The sequence below is a fragment of the Nostoc sp. genome (assembly GCF_036919495.1).
Taxonomy (GTDB): Bacteria; Cyanobacteriota; Cyanobacteriia; order Cyanobacteriales; family Nostocaceae; genus Nostoc.
Map to the genome: position 1 here is coordinate 1 of NZ_JBALBZ010000091.1, position 17,757 is coordinate 17,757.

Annotated in this window: 14 protein-coding genes; 5 read left to right on the top strand and 9 right to left on the bottom strand. The window is 43.1% G+C overall.

Translation table 11 applies throughout. The features are described from left to right. The first annotated feature begins 641 nt into the window (after window positions 1-641). From V7K25_RS13615 to V7K25_RS13630, 4 genes are all read left to right on the top strand, one after another. Complete coding sequence (locus tag V7K25_RS13615) at window positions 642-827, top strand: hypothetical protein (RefSeq protein ID WP_109011461.1); 186 nt, start codon at window positions 642-644, stop codon at window positions 825-827. Between the two features lie 522 nt (window positions 828-1,349). Next, complete coding sequence (locus V7K25_RS13620; RefSeq protein WP_100901064.1) at window positions 1,350-1,862, top strand: inorganic diphosphatase; 513 nt, start codon at window positions 1,350-1,352, stop codon at window positions 1,860-1,862. Window positions 1,863-2,023: 161 nt separating this feature from the next. Beyond that, on the top strand, window positions 2,024-2,407 hold the full coding sequence (panD, locus tag V7K25_RS13625; protein ID WP_335158700.1) for an aspartate 1-decarboxylase: 384 nt from the start codon (window positions 2,024-2,026) through the stop codon (window positions 2,405-2,407). Between the two features lie 11 nt (window positions 2,408-2,418). Beyond that, window positions 2,419-3,321 (top strand): MBL fold metallo-hydrolase, encoded by a 903-nt coding sequence (locus tag V7K25_RS13630; protein ID WP_335158702.1) that lies wholly within the window; start codon window positions 2,419-2,421, stop codon window positions 3,319-3,321. Here the strand turns inward: V7K25_RS13630 and V7K25_RS13635 are convergent. The 6 genes from V7K25_RS13635 to V7K25_RS13660 all read right to left on the bottom strand — a co-directional run bounded on the left by V7K25_RS13635 (window position 3,304) and on the right by V7K25_RS13660 (window position 11,096). Beyond that, entirely contained in the window at window positions 3,304-4,053 is a 750-nt protein-coding gene (locus V7K25_RS13635) for a WD40 repeat domain-containing protein (RefSeq protein WP_335158704.1), read from the bottom strand. The two genes, V7K25_RS13630 and V7K25_RS13635, sit on opposite strands and share 18 nt — an antisense overlap. Before the next feature lie 537 nt (window positions 4,054-4,590). Further along, complete coding sequence (locus V7K25_RS13640; RefSeq protein ID WP_335158706.1) at window positions 4,591-5,802, bottom strand: HhoA/HhoB/HtrA family serine endopeptidase; 1,212 nt, start codon at window positions 5,800-5,802, stop codon at window positions 4,591-4,593. Between the two features lie 288 nt (window positions 5,803-6,090). Next, entirely contained in the window at window positions 6,091-7,413 is a 1,323-nt protein-coding gene (locus V7K25_RS13645; RefSeq protein ID WP_335158708.1) for a D-alanyl-D-alanine carboxypeptidase, read from the bottom strand. 604 nt (window positions 7,414-8,017) lie between these two features. Then, entirely contained in the window at window positions 8,018-9,088 is a 1,071-nt protein-coding gene (locus tag V7K25_RS13650; protein ID WP_335158710.1) for a TIGR00730 family Rossman fold protein, read from the bottom strand. Window positions 9,089-9,126: 38 nt separating this feature from the next. Then, window positions 9,127-9,264 (bottom strand): hypothetical protein, encoded by a 138-nt coding sequence (locus V7K25_RS13655; RefSeq protein WP_335158712.1) that lies wholly within the window; start codon window positions 9,262-9,264, stop codon window positions 9,127-9,129. A 62-nt stretch (window positions 9,265-9,326) separates the two neighbouring features. Next, on the bottom strand, window positions 9,327-11,096 hold the full coding sequence (locus V7K25_RS13660) for a pentapeptide repeat-containing protein (protein ID WP_335158713.1): 1,770 nt from the start codon (window positions 11,094-11,096) through the stop codon (window positions 9,327-9,329). Between the two features lie 535 nt (window positions 11,097-11,631). Between V7K25_RS13660 and V7K25_RS13665 the strand changes: the two genes are divergently transcribed. Beyond that, window positions 11,632-14,634, top strand: coding sequence for a zinc-dependent metalloprotease (locus tag V7K25_RS13665; RefSeq protein WP_335158715.1), 3,003 nt, complete (start codon window positions 11,632-11,634; stop codon window positions 14,632-14,634). A 131-nt stretch (window positions 14,635-14,765) separates the two neighbouring features. On the opposite strand, the gene V7K25_RS13670 is transcribed toward V7K25_RS13665, so the two are convergent. The 3 genes from V7K25_RS13670 to V7K25_RS13680 all read right to left on the bottom strand — a co-directional run bounded on the left by V7K25_RS13670 (window position 14,766) and on the right by V7K25_RS13680 (window position 17,752). Further along, window positions 14,766-15,500 (bottom strand): DUF1995 family protein, encoded by a 735-nt coding sequence (locus tag V7K25_RS13670; RefSeq protein ID WP_335158717.1) that lies wholly within the window; start codon window positions 15,498-15,500, stop codon window positions 14,766-14,768. A 514-nt stretch (window positions 15,501-16,014) separates the two neighbouring features. After that, a complete protein-coding gene (locus V7K25_RS13675; RefSeq protein ID WP_335158719.1) occupies window positions 16,015-16,539 on the bottom strand; it encodes a DNA-methyltransferase in 525 nt (174 codons plus the stop codon). Window positions 16,540-16,543: 4 nt separating this feature from the next. Further along, window positions 16,544-17,752 carry a cysteine desulfurase family protein gene (locus V7K25_RS13680; protein ID WP_335158721.1) on the bottom strand — a complete coding sequence of 403 codons (1,209 nt, stop codon included), beginning with the start codon at window positions 17,750-17,752 and terminating at the stop codon, window positions 16,544-16,546. Window positions 17,753-17,757 lie beyond the last annotated feature (5 nt).

A 17,757-nucleotide genomic window follows, 5' to 3' on the forward strand; every position in this document is an offset into this window, starting at 1 on the left:
CTTCGGGGGTCATGCCTATGGTTTAAGTAAGTATTGTGTTCTCCCCATACTACACTCATGAATCAGTATTTCTGCAAAAATGGGATGCTCCCGTTGATGCATCTGTATTTATGCGGTAGCTATCCTTGGTTACGAAAACTATTCCTATCCATTTCTTGTCTAGCATCAAATTTTTTTGTGTATAACTACTGTATAACAATCAAAAGCACTGAATATTTCTCAGTGCAATTGCTGTTTTGTGTCCTGTATCACAAATTAGCAATTACAGTAAAATGACCTTATCAAAGGCATTTTAAGATGTTATAATGATGAAGTATCAGACAAATATGTTTTGCTAATTAATCTTTAAACAGCGAAAAAATGTAATTTATGATGCTGTCAACGTTGGCTTTGCGTATGCGAACCATTACACCATACAGGGAAACATCTGAAAATATTAATTACAAAATAAAACATGATTTGTTTACTTGTAACTTTGTATTAAGAACTCCATGTATAAAAAGGCTATTATGACAGTTAGAGAACTGGTTTAGATTGTAGGATGCTACACATTCTACAGTTTAAAAATAGCTAACATAGCAATTTAAGACTCTCAATCAGAGAGTAGACCTATACAGTGTTACGAATAACTTCAATTTTGTATGAATTCAAATAGCCAGTCTGCCAATACCGACACATATTCCCAACGTTTGGCAGACATTGTGGGAACTGCGATCGCTCTGTTAACTCTCATTCTACCCGTATTTGTCATCGCCCACTATTCTTCAACTGATGTTCAAAATAACCAGCAGCCCCTGGTTCAAAATTTCAAAGGAAGTCAAGATTGATAAAGCTTTCCAGTAGCATTTCACTAGCAGAAAAGCTACAAAAAAGGAGAAAACTGATTTTGAGACAATCTCTCTAGATTTGGATGTAGTTCATCAGGAATAAGCTGAAATCTTTATTGTGTGACTCCAGATTTCAGTTGTCTTGACAGAGTACGGGCAAAAATAAATTCCTCCAACAGCAATTAAGGACGGAAGAGAATAATACCCTCTTGAAAAAGCGTTGTGAAGTTTCTTCACAACGCTTTTTCCATTTTAATTAGGAGTGGCAGAGATGAGGCAATACCATTCGGTTAAGGAATTTCTTAGTTGAGGCAGGCTGGCGTTGCAGGGGGAGAGAAGAATAGGCTGAACATATACCTCTTGCCTCCCCTGCTACCTGCTCTTTGCCCCTCTGCCTGTTTCCAATGTCCAATCTCGTGAAATGAATACGTTGGGAAGAGATCCATATTGCCCTAAAATTCTACACGGGGAGAGAAACTGACTGAGTACCCCCATGATTCATTGTTATCAGAGGAGTTTTTTGTGGACTTATCTCGTATTCCTGCCCAACCGAAACCAGGTCTAATCAACGTTTTGATTGAAATTACTGGCAAAAGTAAAAATAAATACGAATACGACAAGGAATTAGAAGCTTTTGCTCTAGACCGAGTACTTTATTCCTCGGTACAATATCCTTATGACTACGGCTTTGTACCCAATACTTTGGCTGATGATGGCGATCCCCTAGATGGTATGGTCATAATTGATGAGCCAACCTTTCCAGGCTGTGTGATTGCCGCACGACCCATTGGCTTTTTGGAGATGATTGACGGTGGCGATCGCGATGAAAAAATCCTTTGTGTTCCTGACAAAGATCCGCGCTACACTCAGGTCAAATCCCTGAATGACCTAGCGCCACACCGCTTAGATGAAATTGCCGAATTTTTCCGTAGTTATAAAAATTTGGAAAAAAAGGTGACTGAAATTCTCGGTTGGCAAGATGTGGACAAAGTTGCAGCTTTAGTAGAAAAATCCGTCAAAGCTTATAGAGGATAATAAAGAAGTTAGGAGTTAAGAGTTAGGAGTTAGGAATTAAGAGTTAAGAGTTATGAATTTTTATTTCTCACTTCTGACTTCTAACTCCTCACTTCTAAATCCTCACTTTAATAACTTTCACTTGTTACGGATTGTAAAATCTGTCACTAACCCAAACCCAAATGCAGCGCACTCTCCTTTTGGCAAAAATTCATAACTGCACCCTCACGGGAGCAAATATCAACTATGTGGGTAGTATCAGCATTGATGAAATGCTTTTGGAAAAAGCTGGCATCTTACCCTATGAGCAGGTGCAAGTAGTTAATAATGCCAACGGTCAGCGCTTTATTACTTATGCAATCCCGGCTCCAGCCCATTCAGGAATAATTGAGCTAAATGGGGGTGCGGCACGTCTAGGCATTATTGGCGATCGCTTGATTATAATGACTTACGGGCAGTTTACTCCAGAAGAGTTAAAAAGTTACTCTCCTAAGGTAGTGATTGTGGACGAAAAAAACAGGCTGTTAGAAGTGCGGCACTACGATGATCTGCTCAGTAAGGTCTAATTTCAAGGAAAATGTCAAATTTTGAGTTGTCGGATTCCCAGAGCTACGTACCTGAAAAGGCATCTACCCTGCCGAGTAGCCCCGCAGGTGAATTTATCGTGCAATTCTGGGGTGTAAGAGGTTTGATTCCCACTCCAAGTAGCAATACTAGTCGTTATGGTGGTAATACCGCTTGTGTAGAAATGCATGTAGCCGGGAAACGCTTGATTTTTGATGGCGGTACTGGCTTACGCATACTGGGTAAAACTTGGCAAGAAGTGCAACAGCCACTAGAAGCCCATTTATTTTTTACCAACTGCCAATCAAATAGAATTCAAGGGTTTCCCTTTTTTGCTCCAGCATTTATTGGGGAAAATTGCTTTCATATTTACGGCACAGCTGCATCAAATGGAGCCTCAATAAAACAATGTCTGTACGATCAGATGCTCCAGCCACACTTTCCTTACCCTTTACAGGTAATGCAGTCGGAATTGCAGTTTTCCAATCTCACTCCCGACATTGAGGTGAAGCTAGATGATGTCACCATTACAACTGCATTAATTAATCAAACTCAGAGGTCAGTTGGCTACCGAGTTACTTGGCAAGAGTATAGCGTTGCCTACGTCACAGATTTGCACCAGAATGCCGAGCAAGTGGAGCGAGAGCGGATCTCACAGTTCATTCAAGGCGTTGACTTGCTGATTGCCAATGCCACTTATACTCCGCCTACATCTCACAACCATGACTCTGCTGATTTGCTTTGGCAAGCTGCGGTGAATGCGGCTCTGAATGCTGGCGTTAAACGGCTAGTCATTTCTCATCATCACCCAGATGATCATGATGATTTTCTTGATCAGGTTCAAGTGGATGTTAAATCTGCCTTTCCTCAAGGAATACTAGCCCATGAAGGTCTAGTATTAGCTGTTGGTAAGTGATTTAGACACGATCGAGTTTCTAAGAGCAGTTGATAGTCTAATTCGATCGTGAGTACTCTCGATCAAGTGCTGAAAGACGCTTTGCAACTTTCCCCTGAGCAGCAAGAAGTACCGATCGATATTCTCCAAAACCGCCACCGCAAAAATCGTGGTGCAGAAATAGCGGCGGATGCCGATGCCAAGTGTATAAAGGACTTCCGTGGTTTGTATATCCCAAATGGCAACGGTCGTTTCTTCACTAGGTTTGTCCCTTTGTGCCACACCAGCAATGATTTGACCATTTGGGCGAGTTGCAACTGTATCAAGCCAATGCCTACAAACAGAACTGGGGGAATCGAGGGAAGAACTCGAAGGTAGGGCATTAAATGTGCTGAGAACTTGCCCATTTTGCCAATCCCAAACTTGAGTTAGGAGATCCAATGCTTGAGCGACCAAAATACTACCATCTGGGCTGGCTAGTAAACAGCGAATTGGAAGATATGCATTTGCAAATAGCAAGGTGCGGAGTAATTGTCCCGTTGAGGATTCAATAACATTAATCTCAATCCTGGCATTCGTACTATAAGGAGTTTTGCAGGTGGCTGAAAATAATACTTTTCCATCAGGAGTAAATGCTAAAGCACTGGAATCTCCTTGAAAAGAGAATATTTCCTCTCCTGTCCAAAAGTCATAGGTTCGGAGATTGCCATACCGATCATCACTGATGATGGTTTTCCAGTCTGGATTTACCAAAGTATTAAAGTGACCATACCGATCTCCATGCAGTTCAAATGAATGGTTGCTATTCCCAGTCGTTAAATCCCAAACCTTGACAATATTGTGAAAACAGCCTAGGGACTTCCAACAAATAAATTACCCAATCTTGTGGGGTGGGCATCTTGCCCGCCTTTGTATATGGGCGGGCAAGATGCCCACCCCACAAAAAGTAGTTGAGTATTTTTTTATTTGGAAGTCCCCTACCAGAAGAATTCCATCTGGGCTTAAGCTCAAGCTGTTTAAGTACTCTGAATGAGGTTCATCAAAGGTATGGAGACATAGAAACATAAACAGACTCTTGAAAAGAGTTCAGCGATAATAAATTTTTTAAATTACATATTTGGGTGGAAAAGAAGGTATAATCGGGAAATTTACCTCATTGGGCTGCTGCCGCTAGTAAAACGTAAACGAGGCGGAGCCTCATAGGGGGCATTCCCAGCCTCTGGCTGGGAACGAGAGAAAGCTTTTCTGACTGTCTAATATGCTTAAGTTGACACCAATAACAGATGTGTGCTAAGAAGCATTTTGCAACTCAGCTGTGCGTATTGAAAGCTGCTGTGTCTGATTACCCCGTTGCACTTTCACCTGTAATACTTGACCAAGACGAGTATCTTCCACAAAGTTCTGCAATTGTTCAGCACTGGTAATAGCTTTACCATCAACTTGCAGAATTACATCCCCACGCCGGATACCCGCAGATGCGGCTGGAGAATTGGGGACAACTCGCATGACAAAAACACCGTTAATTTCTGGTATCTGAATAGGAGAGTTGGGATCGGTATTATTTTGCTTGGCAAGATCGGGTGTCAAAGTTAGCATTTGCACGCCCAAATAGGGGTGAGCAACTTTGCCATCACGTTGCAATTGTCCTGCGATCGCTTTAGCTTTATCAATAGGAATGGCAAACCCAATACCCATCGCATCAGGGCGAATGGCTGTGTTAATGCCAATCACTTCACCTTGGCCATTTAATAATGGCCCGCCAGAGTTACCAGGGTTAATAGCAGCGTCTGTCTGAATGAAATCCAAGCGTTTGTCACTAATGCCGACTTGGGCGCTGGAACGTTTCAGGGTACTGACAATTCCCAAAGTAACGGTGTTGTCAAATCCTAAAGGATTACCAACTGCGATCGCCCAGTCTCCTACTTGGACATTACTAGAAGAACCCAAGGGTGCGACTGGTAAATCGCTACCAGCGTTAATCTTGACTACTGCCAAATCTGTGACTTCATCAATACCTTGAACTTTCCCTTCAAAGGTGCGACCATCTTTGAGTCGGACTGTTACTTTATCAGCCTTATCGACCACATGAGCATTAGTCATAACTAACCCGCTCTTGTCAATAATGAAACCTGAACCTAAACCGCGTAACTGCTCAGAAGGAACCTGTTGGGAGAAACCATCACCAAAAAACCGACGGAAAAAAGGGTCTTCCATAAATGGATCAACCCGACGAGTAATTGTCCGCTCAGTATCAATCCGAACAACTGCTGAACCAACACGATTCACTGCTGCTGTGACAAAGCTACTACTACCGATCGCACCAGTGGCTGGTGATTGCCGTTGGGCAATCAGTTGTGAAGTATCAACAGTTAATGGGGGTGCTGGTTCGGCTTGGGAGGGCAACACTTGCAATGTGCTAACCGTTAGCAGAACTCCTAGCGCGATCGCTAAAACATGAGTACTGAATTGTCGTAAAGACCTGGGTAATTTGAGAAATCGCATAATCACAACCTGATTTATAAGCTTAATTGTTGCTTAGTCGTGACAAATCTATTTACAGTTATTTTTACAAATTGACGTTGGCTTTTACTTCAGGTTTCGCCTGCTCTCCCCAATAATGGAGTTAGGGCATTTTGCGAATTACCTGTACTCAACTTAATAGAAGATTTAACCCAAAAGCTATTATGGACATTTACCCTTTACAAGTTCGGTTTTTACCCATCAATAAAACTTTTGGATTGCGAATAAGACAGGCTTACTCTCTGTTTTAACGGTAAAGTGATAGATGAACTAACTTTTGAATAAAATTTCATTGCGACTATCTGCGCCTAGCTGAGGTAAAGAGTTGATGGCTGAATGAGGAGTAAGGGCAACAGGAACGGTTAGAGGTAGTTGTAATTGTTTTACAACACTTTGCAACAGTTGATCTTGTCCAGTCCGAAAACCCCAGACATTTGTCCCCCGATTGATAATAGCAAACCAAACCAAACCGCGATCGCGTGTGGGCATCACTCCCGCTAAGGCGCTCACATCCCGGAGAGTACCAGTTTTGATCACAGTAGCAAGGGGAATGTGTCTGGAGTGTACTGTCCCCCGATGATCAAATCCAGACATAGGAAACAAGTCAGCGAGATTCAGTTGATGGACGGATGCCTCAACTTGAATAGCCATTAGCATGGCACAAACAGCCCTGGGGGAAATGCGATTTTCCGGCCCCAATCCAGAACCATTGATTAACTGAATTTCCACTTGTGGTACTCTAGCAAGGTTAGCAGCAGTTGACTGCACTACAGCCGCTCCTCCCACTGAGTCTGCCAGCATTTCTGCCATATCGTTGTTACTGTAAATATTCATTTCCTTGAGCAGTTGCTTCAAAGGCAATGAGCGATGGCGCAGTAACAAAATCTGTCCAGGGTTTGGTTGCGCTTCAACCTTCACCGCACCAGCAATCACAACTTGAGGCTTGGGCGTTCCCTTGGGCATGATTGAGTATGTATAAATAGCGGGGCGGCCCCAAGTCGCACGATTTAGTGTTTGCTTGAGCATCAGACCTGCTAACATCGGCTGACGTTGGAAATTCATGGCAAACCTGCCATTAATAATCAAATTTCCTTTTACCTGCTTGATGCCCATTTTATTGAGAGTATTACCAAGAGCGATCGCTTCTTCCCAAACAAACATCGGATCGCCGCCACCAGTAATCACCAAATCGCCTTGTAAAACCCCATTTACTACTGGCCCAGTGGCACTGATTAAGGTATCAAATTGGTAGTCTGGCCCCCAGGTTTTCAAAGCAACTAATGAAGTAGCAATTTTGGTTAAAGAGGCAGCTGGCAGAGGTGTTGTACCTTGGTGATTTGCCATCAGCATCGGCCCCGACTGCATCCAAATTCCCTGACTCTGGGCCAGATTTTGCGCTATCAGTTTCGATGTTATTAGCTGTTTCAGATATTCCTGCACCGTAGTAGCCCCAGTTGGATTAGGATCGGGGGCAAGAACTAAGCCAGGGCTACTTTGCCAAGTCAAAGCGTCTAAGGCATCTAAAGGTTTGATTTGTACCCCGGCCATCTCTAGCCAGAGCGACACCAAACCTGAACCCAATAATTCCAGCATATTTTATTCCTCTGTTAAGATGTGACATAGTGTTTACTGTGCTAATATACAAGCTTTTTTGCAAGAATCAGTATTGAGTCATAATAACTACTGTTTCTCTCATCTGTAAGTGGGGTGAATCGTATTGTTTTCGCGGCTCCTTTAACAATGCCAAAATGCCCATTCCTTATGAAGATAGTCGCATGGAATAAAAAATCTCTAGCTAAGGCAATGATATGAATTAGTTATAAGAAAACTTATGGACAGGTATGAAGCGATCGCATCTCATCAAAATTAATTAGTAATTCGTAATGACGCGACGCTCCTGCGTCGCTATGGAATACTCGATAACGTAATTCGTAATTGGGTATTGCTGATTAAATGTATGAATTTGGGTGTAGAGAGGTTGCAATGCAACGTTTCTACAAAAGTTTTGAAATCACGCAAAATCATTTTCATACCTGAATTCAGCAACGCCCGTAATTGAATTAGTTAAGGATTCATACCCCGACTAATTATAGACCAGCGATTTTAGAATTTAGTACGGGACTAAAATCCGAAAATTACGTTAACGCAGCACAAATAAGTCCGCAAATATAATTACTAATTACTAATTAGTTAATACCTACTTTCTTTCTGGATGCGCTGCATCCTCTGGTGAAGGAGTACCCATCCGGTTAATTGTGGCAATCATCTGATACAAGCGCCCCAAGTCGCGTTGATTAAAGTACAAAATGAGTCGGGGTAGTTCAACAGTTTCATCTTGTGCTTCTTGAGGTAATGCCTGACTTTTTTCAATCCGTCCTTGAATAATAATGTCGCTGAAATTAGCATTGAGTTGCTCTACCTGAGTATCTGATATATCTGTCTTCAGACGGATGACTAACTTCCCACCTACATATCGAGAAGAATGATAAACCTGGTAAAAACGCGTAATGGCATCACAAGCCACATCCACGTTATCTGTCACCGTGTAAAGACTGGGGTCTTCAGGACTGACAAGACCATTTTGCACTAGTTGCTTATCAACATATTCGCTCCAAGACCGCCAGTAATCACCACCAGGGCGATCGATTAAAACTAGAGGTACAGGGCCAAATTTGCCAGTCTGGCTTAATGTCATGCATTCAAAAGCTTCATCTTGAGTGCCAAAGCCTCCCGGAAACAAGGCTACAGCATCACTTTCTTTAAGGAGAAACAGCTTGCGGGTAAAGAAATATTTGAAGTGAACTAGCTTAGGATCACCTTCTATAAAAGGGTTCGCTTCCTGTTCAAAGGGTAACTGAATATTTAATCCAAAAGAATTTTCTCGCCCAGCCCCTTCATGACCTGCCTGCATGATTCCACCGCCACCGCCGGTCATCACCATAAATCCTAATTGAGAAACAGCACGACCAAACTCAACGGCCATTTCGTACTCTGGTGTATCTGGCGCTAGACGAGCAGAACCGAAGATAGTGACTTTGCGAACGTGTCGGTAATCATAGAAAAGCTGAAAACCGCGCTCCATATCTGCTAAGGCAGCCGACAAGATTTTCCAATCGAGACGTTCAATTTCGGTATCAGCTAGACGAACAATAGTAGCAAGTGCTTGCTGAATAAATTGCCGATTTTTTAATGTCGGTAAGCGAGCGACTAATTCAGCGATATCCGCCTGTAAAGACTCTAATGTGTCAAACGACGCAGATGAGGTCATGAGAACTGCTGCAACAATGGCACTATATTTTACGTGAACTACTCACACTCTAGCAAGCGGAAATAGGCTTCTGATGTACAGTTAGCATACTCAGAACTGATTTTGATGTAGTATTGGTCATTACTCAAGCTGAGATCCCCATCTTTTGAGATTAGAACTCGGAAACTTGTGTTCATAAGTTGATGTTCGGAACTCAGAAGTTGGTATTCAAAGCTTGGCTTTTACTTTTCTTCTCCCCTCAATTCAATCCCAGTTCTTCCTTCAATGCCTCCGGCACATTAACTGCTGTTTCTAATCCCCGCACGCCTTCCCACTGCTGCTTTTTACCCCAGGTCATTTTTTCCATATTGGCATCGCTGAGGTCAGCCCCACCGAGAATAGCGTAACTTAGATTACTGTGGCTAAGATCCGCACCATTGAGGATAGCACCACTGAGGTTACTGCCACTGAGATTAGCACTGTTGAGGTTGGCATAGCTGAAGTCTGTACCGAACAGGATAGCGTCGGTGAGGTCAGCACCACTGAGGTCGGCTTCGCTAAGAATCACCCCACTGAGGTCGGCTTCGTTGAGGATTACCCGACTCAGGTCTACACCACTGAGGTCTGCTCCTAAGAACATTGCACCGTTGAGTCTGGCGTCGTTAAGCTTGGCACCGTTAAGTTTGGCATAGCTGAGGTCAGCAGCAATGAGGATGGCATCACTAAGGTTGGTACTGAAAAGAATTGTGTCACTAAGGTTAGTACCGTTAAGGATGGCGTGACTCAAATCAGCACCACTGAGGTCGGCACGACAGAGGTCAGCGTGGTTAAGGTTGGTACTGCGGAGGTTGGCTTCACTCAGATTCGCACCGAAAAGGATAGCGTTACTTAAGTCGGCATGGCTAAAGTTAGTGCTGCTGAGGTCGGCGCGGTTGAGGTCGGCGCGGCTGAGGTCGGCGCGGTTGAGGTTGGTGCTGCTAAGGTCGGCGCGGTTGAGGTCGGCCCGGCTAAGGTTGGCACAACTAAGGTTTGCACCACTCAGGTTAGTGCTGCTGAGGTCAGCACCGCTTAGGTTTGCACCGCTTAGGTTTGCACCACTCAGGTTGGCATCGCCGAGGTTTGCACCGCTTAGGTTTGCACCACTGAAGTTTACGCCAGTTAAGTTGGCATCGCCAAGATAAGCAAGGCTGAGGTCAGCACCCCTAAAGTCTGCCCCAGTCAGGTTGGCATCGCCCAGGTAAGCACCTTTAAAGTTGCCACCTCTGAGAAATTGCCCGACTATACTGCTAAAATTGCCGATTTCCAAGGCATCGCTATAGTTGATGATCCGTAGCAGTTGGGATGTGAAAAAATTGTCTGTGTCTGGTTGAGCAGATGCATAGAAGGTAATTTTTTGTTTGAGTTCATCTCGCTCTTGAGCGTAGCGGTGTAACTCTAAGAGTAAAATTAGTACGTTTAGCCCTGTATAGATGTCAACCTGTCTCAGCCCGATCGCAATATTTTGCGCCACTAGCTTTAACATTGTTTTTTGAGGTAGGTTATCATCTGGTGTCCCATCGATAAATTCTCCCTGACACCAGCGATGATAAAAATCTTCTAGCCGCCAAAAAAGCAGTTCTGGGCGAATTTTTTGACCAGTAACAACCCATTCCATTAGTTGGTGGACTATTTCTGATTTTAAAGCTCCATTGCCCAGTAAATCATAAATCTCTTCATGTATCTGGCGATCGCACACTCTAAAGCAGAATCCAGAAGGTAGTGTGCCTGATATCCCATCGCCTAGCTTATAAGTCAAACCGCTCTTTGGTATTGTCCATTTTTCCAAGCTTTCTTGGAGTCTTTGAAACCATAAATCTTCCTGTAAATTATCTTGAGCAAATTTAACGCTTTTATAAGGTTCTTTAATACTTTTTCTTAGAGGTAAAACTGCTTCGGTTTTTACAGATGTGGTCTTTGGCATCTCTTCTAACCTTATATCCCTCACATAATTTCTCAGCAGTTGCCAAACTTGAGATAAATATGTTGACATTTCTGTGTCCGTTGTTACATTTAAATTACTGTTTTGATAATTCTGAATTAAAAATTTCTCTATGCTAGTTTCCTTGCTATTATCAAAAATTAATAGTATCAATAAATACTACACGAAAAATCTCATGGGTTGGCGATTTCTCCGATGGGTTACACCAATTTTGTGGTGTTCTTGGAGGGCGGCTTCTCAGTAACACGTAGTAACTTCAAGCTTCTTCTCCTGATGAAATAAAGTGTCATCAGAAAAATTCTTTCAAAAATCAAGTAGTTTTCTGCCTTTGGCTAATTTGCTATGCTTTTTTCCCATAATATTTACTAGTCTGATGTAAAAATAATACTTACTGTTTGTGAGAGTTGCAATTGTTAGGAAAAATCCTACTGTACAACAGCATGAACATTGCGTAAAAATGGCAACTAAAATTGAAGTCTAACTTAACAGCTTAATCTAAAGCATCTTAGAGAATCGCCAAAAAGCAGGCAACATAGCTTTGCAAAAGCTAAAAATTAACTACGAAATAACTATCGGGATACAGGGGATGAAGAACAGAGTAACTTTTTATATGATTTTGTTACATGGTTTGTTTTTAGGAATAGCAACGGCTAGTGCTAAGTCACCGTCTGTTAACATTGATACATTGTCAGGGAACCATAAAGCTGTGCGGGTTGTAGAAGCCTTAGTTACAGCCAGAAATGGAAAGAAATCTAATAGTCAGTTAACGATAGAGACTCCTTCAACAAAAACCTCAGCATTATCACTAAATAATATCAACATTACTCAGGAAAAGAGGCTACCGTCAGGGCAAGTTTGGGTAGTTAATCAAAATAAACACGCACAGCCTCAACCGTTTATTTGGGTGGTAAAAGACCTTAAAAAAGTAGGGCAGCAACCATTCTTGCAAGTTGCAAAACCCGCAGAAAAGCCTAAACCTAGCAAAACACCAACAAAGGATGATTTAGAGCCATTTGATGAAGTCATCAAAGATACCCAAAAGTCAGGGGGATTGTTTACTTTATATCGCAATAAAGAAAAGAATAAAATTTATTTAGAAATTAAACCAGAGCAACTCAATAAAAATTACCTAGCTACAGCAACCCTGGAATCGGGTATTGGCGAACGGGGTATTTACAGTGGTATGCCTCTGCAAGATTTTTTGTTTTATTTCCAACGGGTAGATGATAAATTAAACTTTGTGATCCGCAATGTTAATTTTCGCACTCGTGAGGGAGATCCCCAGGTGCGATCGCTAACCCGGTCTTTTAGTGATTCTGTTCTCTACAGCATTTCGATTAAAAGCATTCATCCACAACGTAAAACTCTTCTCATCGACTTGGGAGATTTGCTACTGACAGATTTAGGTGGATTATCTGCAAGTTTAGGAGTCCCAGCAACTACAGACCAATCTTATTTTGGTACTGCCAAAGCTTTTCCCCAAAACTTAGAAATTGAGTCAGTTTTAAATTTCTCCGGTAGCAGTGACCATGACAGTGAAGTGGCAAGCTTTGCATCGTTAGCTGATAACCGTGGTTATACCTTGCGCGTCCACTATAGTCTCTCACAACTACCTAATAAAGATTATCGTCCGCGCCTTGCTGACGATCGCATCGGTTATTTCATCACCGCCTACCAAGATTTATCCAAAGACGATCGCGGCGATTCTTTTGTCCGCTATATCAATCGCTGGGATTTGGAAAAACAAGACCCGAAAGCAGCAATTTCTCCACCCAAAAAACCAATTGTCTTTTGGATTGATAACGCTGTGCCCTTAGAGTACCGCGATGCTATCAAAGAAGGTGTTTTAATGTGGAACAAAGCCTTTCTCAAAGCTGGATTCAAGGATGCAATTGAAGTCCGCCAAATGCCGGATGATGCTACATGGGATCCAGCAGATATTCGCTACAACACGATTCGCTGGATCAACACAGTCGATGGTTATTTTGCAATGGGGCCATCTCGTGTTAACCCACTGACTGGGGAAATATTGGATGCGGATATTCTCGTAGATGCTAGCTTTGTGCGGGAACTTAAGAGTGAGTATCGCAAAATCGTCCAACCTAGCCAAACTGAGAATCGCACTACTCTATCAGCTTTGATGCAAAATCGTCTACTTTGCGCCAATGGTTTAGATGCAAAAAACAATAATGTGCCCCAGCAGACGCAAATACAACAAGGCGTATTAAGCCGTTTATCGAAAATGGCAGGCGAGTACGATTTATGCTACGGGATGGAAGCTGCCAACCAGTTTGCCTTTGGTTCGCTAGCAATGTCACTGCTTCCAGATACTATGGCCACTCCAGACCAGGTGAAAGAATATATCAATCAATATTTACGTTTGATTATCGCTCACGAAGTTGGACATACTCTTGGTTTACGCCATAACTTCCGTGGTAGTACACTGCTACCACCCGACGAGATGAATAATACCGAAATTACCAAAACTAAAGGTTTGACAACTTCGGTGATGGATTATATTCCGCCAAATATTGCTCCTCAAGGGACAAAGCAGGGAGATTATTTTCCTAGTATGGTGGGGCCTTATGATGACTGGGCAATTAAGTATGGCTACATCCCAATTCAAACATCAACTCCGATCGCAGAAAAGCCAATTTTGTCAGAAATTGCTGCACAATCCTATAAGCCAGAGTTGAGTTATTCCACAGATGAAGATATGTATGACCTTGACCCAACTTCTGATGCTTGGGATAACAGTGCCAATGTCCTGCTTTATTCTCAGTGGCAATTGAATAATTCGCGGGTGATGTGGGAACGTCTTGATAAGCGTTACCCAATAGCTGGTGATAGTTACAGCGATGTGAGCGAACGTTTTAGCACAGTATTGGGTAACTATTTTCAGCAAATCTATTACACAACAAAATACATTGGGGGACAGTCTTTCTATCGCATCCATCCCAGCGAAATACCCTCTGGAAGCCAACACCGATTACCATTTGAACCAGTACCAGTTGAAGAACAACGACAGGCTTTAGAAACATTGCAAAAGTATGTATTTGCAGAAGATGCCCTCAGCTTTTCACCAGAACTACTGAATAAATTAGCACCTTCCCGTTGGCGACATTGGGGTAGTTCTCCACAAGTTGGTCGTTTGGATATTCCAATTCATGACTTGGTGCTGTTCATGCAAGGTTCTGTGTTACGGGATTTACTCTCAGGCGATCGCCTCTCTCGTCTTAAGGATATTGAACTAAAAACGAAGCCAGGAAATGCACTGAGTTTGCCAGAACTATTTGACACTTTGCAATCAGATATCTGGACAGAAGTAATCAAACCAAAAGGTCAACCAATGAAGATTGCCAGTTTGCGGCGAGGCTTGCAACGGCAATACCTGGATATTTTGACTCGTATGGTGTTGCGAAAAGAGTATGTCCCAGAAGATGCCCGGACTCTGGCATGGTATAAACTCAAACAACTAGATGAGAAACTCAAGGGGGTTAATTCAGATGATGAATATACCAAAGCGCACTTATTAGAAACGCGCGATCGCATTGAAAAAGTCTTAAATGCGCCGTTGCAAGCGAATTAAAAAGGGAGTGGGGAGTACGGAGTAGGGGGAATAATTTTTAATTGTTTCTCCTTCTCCTTTCTCTTCTTGTAGCTTTTGCATAAGAGGAGGCAGCAGATAATAAAATCTACCTCTGCTACCTCTATTGTTTCCTAACTACTTAATGCTTTTAAAAACCGTTGCAAACTCTTAAATACACTGGGCTTTTTCGCAGGTGTCGCGTCTGTTGTTGTTTGCGGTTGTCCCTTCAAGAGAATCAGATCCAACTCATCACCCGATGGCCTTTTGGGTAACTCGGCAATTCTTTGATATTCGCCGTCGGTTTCCAGCCAAACTTCCCACTGTCCTGGGTAGCAGCGATATAGGGCAGTTTCATCGTCTATAGGGCGGAGGTAATAGGCAGATTCAATGGTACTGATAAAACGATCGCGGATTTTTCTAGCTGTATAACCAATACCCACAGTTCCAGCATCTTCTAAGCGGGGATTTAACAAGACTAAAGGGCGATCGCCTATTACTTCACATAGCTTTTCCAACTGCGGTACTTCTACGGAAGTGGGGGCGATGAACAAGAAAATTTCATCCTCTGGCTGAATTTTTGTCTGCAAGGAAGCAGCCCTCCCCGTACCAATATCCAAAATTTGAAATGGTGCATCACCCCAATCGCGTCGGGCTAAAGCCGCAGCCCCAGCGTCAGCAAAGAAAATCTTCAAACGAGAATCATATTCTGTAAACAGTGGCAGAAATTGTTCCGCTACCGGCATAAACTTGAGTTCTGGGAATAGGAACTCAACTTGTATGCGAGTACAGCCATCTGCAAGGGCAGCTTGGACGGCTACACGAGATTGAGCGATCGCATCTTCAAGACTATTAGGAAGTTTACTCATGGTTTGTTATGTGGGTTTAGCATTACTCCCATTGTTCCAGTATTAGCTCTTATTGAGTAGGCAGACGATGACGATCAACTCCAGGATATAAAGGCTCAATGGGCGTTGGGGTTTTACGACGCCGATAGCGAACGCGAGTACGTCTCCAAGAGTTGCGTTAGTGAGCCTTCGTTCGCGCAGCGTCTCGTAGACATCGCCTCTGATATAATTCTGCTCGATTACTTATTAAACCCGGAGAACCCCAAAGAGCCAAAGCTATACACGGCAGTTCTTTATGGGTTCACCCCCCATTGGTGTCAACAAAAGCCTAGAAATGGGTTAACTGTTCGCTCCCTCACCCGCCTCGAACTAAAGTTCTTTAGCTAAAAGCCAAGGAACTTCAGTTCCTTGCGGGACATGACTTTTACGTTAAGTTGACACTAATGCACCTCCTCTTGCCCCCTGCCTCTTCGTTGAAGTTTATCTAAGGACGGGTTCAGGATTGATGTTGTCTGTTGCTATTGATATGGGAATCTTAACAATAAAGTATTAATATCAGGTCTGTCTTTACAAAATGGAAAACAGGTTCATACACATTTCGGAGTTTATCTTTTGCATTATCAGGTGCGCCTTTGACTTTATTCCAAATGACGCTGTTGCGAAGAATCCAACCTTGTTTATCGCTCATTGCTAGTGCAACTCGCCAGGGTATACCAATCAGAGATTTACGCTGATACGTATCTCCGAGATTTAGCCAAAAAGAGCCACTGGGTTTAAGAATTCGCTTTACTTCACAGAAAATTCCAAGCAAATTATTGATATAGTCTTCCCACTTGTCTTCAAGACCAATTCCTCCATTAATGTAAGCTCTTTGTCCCCAATAGGGGGGAGATGTGATTATACAATCGATACAATCAGCAGGAAATAACTTTAGTAAGGCATAACTGTCAGCCTGTAAGAACAGTGGTGTGCGGTTTGATGAAGTGAGGTAATTCTTAATAGTACCTATATCCTTCAGAAGCTCGTTCTCCTCAATCATCGGAACACCTAGCGAATTCATCTTATTACTTTACTCGAATTTGAAGAAGCTGTAGCTTTAATGATTCGCTTGTCAGTCTTTGCAAAACTTGCTTCAATACCATCACTGTCCAATCTATATCAGCTTCCGTTGTATCACGCCCCAATGTGATGCGAATTCCACCCAAGGCAGCTTTTTCGGAATAACCCATCGCTAACAATATCGGACTAGGGCTAAGTTTACCACTGTGACAGGCAGCACCAGCACTGATGCCGATGCCAGCAAGGTTTAGCTGTCGTACCAAGGTTTTACCGCTAAGTTTTTCCCCATCGGCATATTCTAAGCACATACTGATATGGTGAGGTAAACGATCGCAGCTATCCCCTGTAGCAATTAAACCCGGAATTTCAGCTAATTGGGCAAAAGCGCGATCGCGTAACTCAATTAACCGTGGTGTTTCTGTAGCCAATTCTTCGGCTGCTAATTCTGCTGCTACACCAAACCCCGCAATTATTGGTACTGCTTGCGTACCAGAACGTAGTCCCATTTCTTGCCCACCCCCACCCAGTAAGGGCATCAATTCCACACCAGGACGCACGTATAGCGCCCCTACACCTTGCGGCCCATATATTTTATGACTTGAAAGGCTAACTAAGTCTACGGGTAGTTGTTGCACATCTATAGGTAAGCGTCCCGCAGCTTGCACCGCATCTGTATGGAACAAAGCCCCATGCGATGGCTCCGCCCGCCGCAGGCATCGCACAATCTTACCCAATTCTGCGATCGGTTGCACAGTTCCAACTTCACTTTGTCCGTAAATTATAGAAACTAAAACTGTGTTATGTCGCAATGCTGCCTTTAAATCTAAGGGGTTGACTCTGCCCTTAACATCTACAGATAGGCGCGTAACTTCCCAACCCCACATTTCTAACAACTTTACTGTCTCAGAAATTGCCGAATGCTCCACGCTGGAGATAATAATATGTTGAGGAACAGCATATAACCGAGCCACACCCATAATCGCTAGATTATTTGCTTCGGTACCACCAGATGTAAAGATTATTGATGCTGGATCGACAGCGTTAATTAATCCAGCCACTTGGACTCTGGCTTCTTCTACAACCGTTGCCGCCCGTTGCCCCCACTCATGTAAGCTGGAAGGATTGCCCCACTGTTGAGTAAGGACTGTTTGCATAACTGCGATCGCTTCTTTTCGAGTCGGAGTAGTGGCGCTGTAATCTAGATAAATTTGCATATAAC